The organism is Phormidium pseudopriestleyi FRX01 (assembly GCF_017313335.1).
In the GTDB taxonomy this organism is placed as follows: Bacteria; Cyanobacteriota; Cyanobacteriia; order Cyanobacteriales; family Laspinemataceae; genus Laspinema; species Laspinema pseudopriestleyi.
Genome location: NZ_JAFLQW010000022.1, coordinates 1 through 4,038 on the forward strand (window position 1 = coordinate 1; position 4,038 = coordinate 4,038).

Annotated in this window: 3 protein-coding genes; 1 reads left to right on the forward strand and 2 read right to left on the reverse strand. The window is 51.0% G+C overall.

Features of this window, described 5'->3' with window-relative positions; translation table 11 throughout:
* Window positions 1–141: hypothetical protein (locus J0895_RS00800; RefSeq protein ID WP_207086250.1), on the reverse strand; the 141-nt coding region annotated here is incomplete at its 3' end.
* A 24-nt stretch (window positions 142–165) separates the two neighbouring features.
* The gene (gene psaA / locus J0895_RS00805; protein ID WP_207086248.1) at window positions 166–2,436 is read right to left on the reverse strand and encodes a photosystem I core protein PsaA; all 2,271 of its coding nucleotides are present in this window, start codon (window positions 2,434–2,436) and stop codon (window positions 166–168) included.
* Window positions 2,437–3,046: 610 nt separating this feature from the next.
* Here psaA and J0895_RS00810 point away from each other — a divergent pair.
* A partial coding sequence (locus tag J0895_RS00810; protein ID WP_207086249.1) for a hypothetical protein occupies window positions 3,047–4,038 on the forward strand: 992 nt, incomplete at its 3' end.

A 4,038-nucleotide genomic window follows, 5' to 3' on the forward strand; every position in this document is an offset into this window, starting at 1 on the left:
GAAAATCTTTTGGTAAAGATTTTCCTCGGTCATTCCGTCATGGCTTTCAAAGTCGTGGGCGGTTGCAATCCCGTACCAAATCCGACGTGTTGTCGGGTCTGCCGCGAGGTCTTGGCTAAATTTTGGGAATTTTGTTGCCATGTTTTTTTTAGCTCCTCCTCGCTATCATCCTGAGACTGCAATAATGCGGGCCAGGAAGAATGCCCAGGTCGTCACAATACCTCCTAAGAGATAGTGAGCAACCCCAACCGCACGTCCTTGAATGATACTCAGAGCGCGAGGCTGAATTGCCGGGGCAACTTTCAGTTTGTTATGTGCCCAAACAATGGATTCAATCAGTTCTTGCCAGTAGCCGCGACCGCTGAACAGGAACATCAGGCTGAATGCCCACACAAAGTGAGCGCCGAGGAACAGTAGACCGTAGGCGGATAAAGCAGTTCCGTAGGATTGAATCACCTGAGAGGCTTGCGCCCACAGGAAGTCGCGCAACCAACCATTAATGGTGATTGAGCCTTGAGCAAAGTTACCGCCGGTAATATGAGCGACGGAGCCATCCGGAGAAACTGCACCCCACACATCTGACTGCATCTTCCAGCTAAAGTGGAAAATCACAATGGAGAGGGAGTTGTACATCCAGAACAGACCGAGGAACACATGGTCCCAACCGGAAACTTGACAGGTGCCGCCACGACCGGGGCCGTCGCAAGGGAAGCGGAAGCCGAGTTCGCTCTTATCTGGAACCAGACGAGAGTTACGGGCAAACAGAACCCCTTTGAGCAGGATTAAAACGGTAACGTGAATCGTGAAAGCGTGGATGTGATGAATCAGGAAGTCTGCGGTACCGAGGGTAATCGGCATCATGGCAACCTTTCCACCAACCGCGATCACATCTCCACCGAAGGCGAAGCTAGCGGGTGCTAGGGCGTTCGGCGCAGTGCTACCGGGAGCCAAGAGGTGCAGGTTTTGCACCCATTGGGCAAAGATGGGCTGAAGTTGAATGCCCGAGTCCGAGAACATATCTTGGGGACGACCAAACGCTCTCATGGTGTCGTTGTGAACGTACAACCCGAAGCTATGGAAGCCCAGGAACATACAGACCCAGTTCAGGTGAGAGATGATGGCATCACGGTGACGCAGGACGCGATCGAGCAAGTTGTTGACGTTCTTAGCCGGATCGTAGTCGCGCACCATGAAGATGGATGCGTGAGCACCTGCACCGACAATCAGGAAGCCGCCAATCCACATATGGTGGGTGAACAGGGACAACTGAGTTGGGTAGTCGGTGGCGATGTATGGATACGGAGGCATCGCATACATATGATGGGCAACGATGATGCTCAAAGAACCCATCATCGCCAAGTTGATGGCGAGTTGCGCGTGCCAGGAGGTGGTCAGGATTTCGTAAAGACCCTTGTGGCCTTCACCAGTGAAAGGACCTTTATGGGCTTCCATGATTTCCTTCATGCTGTGACCGATACCCCAGTTGGTCCGGTACATATGGCCTGCGATGATGAACAGAACGGCGATCGCCACATGATGGTGTGCCGTATCCGTCAACCACAAACCGCCGGTAACGGGGTTCAAGCCACCTTTGAAGGTGAGGAAGTCGCTGTAAACGCCCCAGTTGAGGGTGAAGAACGGAATTACTCCTTTGAAGAATCCCCAATCCACGCTCGGATAAAGCTGGGTCATCAAGCTCGGGTTCAAAATGAACTCGTGGGGTAAGGGAATGTCTTTCGCATTCACCCCAGAATCCAGGAGCTTGTTGATCGGCAAAGAGACGTGAATTTGGTGACCCGCCCAGCCCAATGAGCCGAGACCGAGTAATCCAGCCAGGTGATGGTTCATCATCGACTCCACGTTCTGGAACCATTCCAGTTTGGGAGCGCGTTTGTGATAATGGAACCAACCGGCGAACAGCATCAGCGCTGCCATCACCAATCCACCGATCGCGGTGCAGTAGAGTTGAAACTCATTGGTGATACCAGAGGCACGCCACAACTGGAATAAGCCAGAGGTGATCTGAATACCGTGGAATCCACCGCCAACGTTGGCGTTTAAAATTTCTTGTCCGAAGATCGGCCAGACCACTTGTGCACTGGGTTTAATGCCAGTCGGGTCCGTCAGCCATGCTTCATAGTTGGAAAATTTGGCACCGTGGAAATAGGCGCCGCTTAACCAGATGAAGATTACAGCCAGGTGGCCGAAGTGTGCGCTAAAAATTTTGCGCGATACGTCTTCTAAATCGCTGGTGTGACTATCGAAATCATGAGCATTAGCGTGCAGGTTCCAAATCCACGTGGTGGTTTTGGGCCCGCGAGACAAGGTACGGTCAAAGTGACCTGGTTTGGCCCACTTCTCGAATGAGGTGGGAACGGGATCTTTATCCACCGTTACCTTGACTTTTGCCTCTCGCTCTGGAGGGCTAATCGTCATCGAGACTCTCCTCTCTCTAGACAAGGACCTAATTTACATTCCACCCAAGGTGTTGCTCGTAATGCAACGGTTCACTACCAAAGGTGAGTGTTGGGTGGCTTACAACTTTTTAAAAAACCTTTTAAGGGTTCTTAAGTTTGTTAGTTTAATCCAAACTCGGGATTTTGTGTAGTAACTGCTGTAAAAATCCAGCAAAATGCTGGTCTGTCGAGCAAGACAACCTTAGAGGCTTCTGTTCGTGCATTATAAGGCCACCTCGGTTATCTGAATACGCTGCTTAACAATAATTCAAATTAGCCAAAATTTAATCGGGAATTGGCTTGGTATTTCAAAGGGTTGTGAAAAAGTCAAGAGGTTGGGGCATAAATTAACATAACTTAATACTTGCCTCGGATAGGTGGTAGGCGATTTACTGGCGTACAATTGCCAGATGAGGGGATGTCAGGAGTCGGGCGGTTTCCAGGGCATTTAAGCCGGGACTCGGATTGTCTGTTTTCACCGCTGCGATCGCCTTTCATCTCCTGATGAGGGCAAATTGCCCATCATTGGTTTTATTTATGGAAAGACTTAACAAATTTTCATGGTTGATCTCATATAGGAGAATTACTAAGTGCTAGGTAGAAATTTGCGATCGCCTATTGTCAAATCGTTACTGTCGGCGATCGCCGCCATCATCCTCCTGTTGGGCTTAGGGGCCTGTAGCGATCGCATCGAAGCCCCCCCCAACGTCGAAGCCTCCCAAGCCGTCCTCATCGACAGCGAGTCCCAAATCTCCGAAGTCTCTCCCCCGGAAGAAATTCAAAAACTCAGACTCGCCTTAGACCAATATCAACCCCAAGTCCAGATATTAAGCCCCCAACCCGGGGCAGTCCTGGACGATAGTACCGTTGCCGTCCAACTCCAGGTGCGGGATTTGCCCCTGTTTAAAAATCAGGACCTCGGCCTAGGACCCCACCTGCATCTCTTCTTGGACCACCATCCCTATCAAGCCATTTACGACATCAGGGAACCCATCGTCTTAACCGACTTAGAACCAGGGACCCACACCCTCCGAGTCTTCGCCTCCCGTCCCTGGCATGAAAGTTTTAAAAATGAAGGGGCCTACGCCCAAACCACCTTTCACCTGTTTGCCCCTAGTGAAGACAACCAACCGGATCCCACCAAACCCCTGCTGACTTACAGCCGTCCCCAAGGGAGTTATGGTGCAGAACCGATTATGCTGGACTTCTACTTGACCAATGCGCCATTACACCTAGTCGCCCAAGAAAATGTCACGGATGAAATTGCCGACTGGCGGATTCGGGTCACGATTAATGGAGAAAGCTTTGTCCTCGATCGCTGGGACCCGATTTATCTGAAAGGATTTAAGAAAGGGAAAAACTGGGTCAAGGTGGAATTCCTGGATGAGAAAGGCAATCCCGTCAACAATGCCTTTAATACCACCGTCCAGGCGATCGACTATCAACCGAAAGGCAAAGACACCCTATCGCGGTTAGTCCGGGGGGACCTGAAAGCATCCAAGGCGATCGTCATTGTAGACCCCACTTATAACCCGCCCCCAGAACCGACACCAGAACCGACACCAGAACCGACACCAGAACC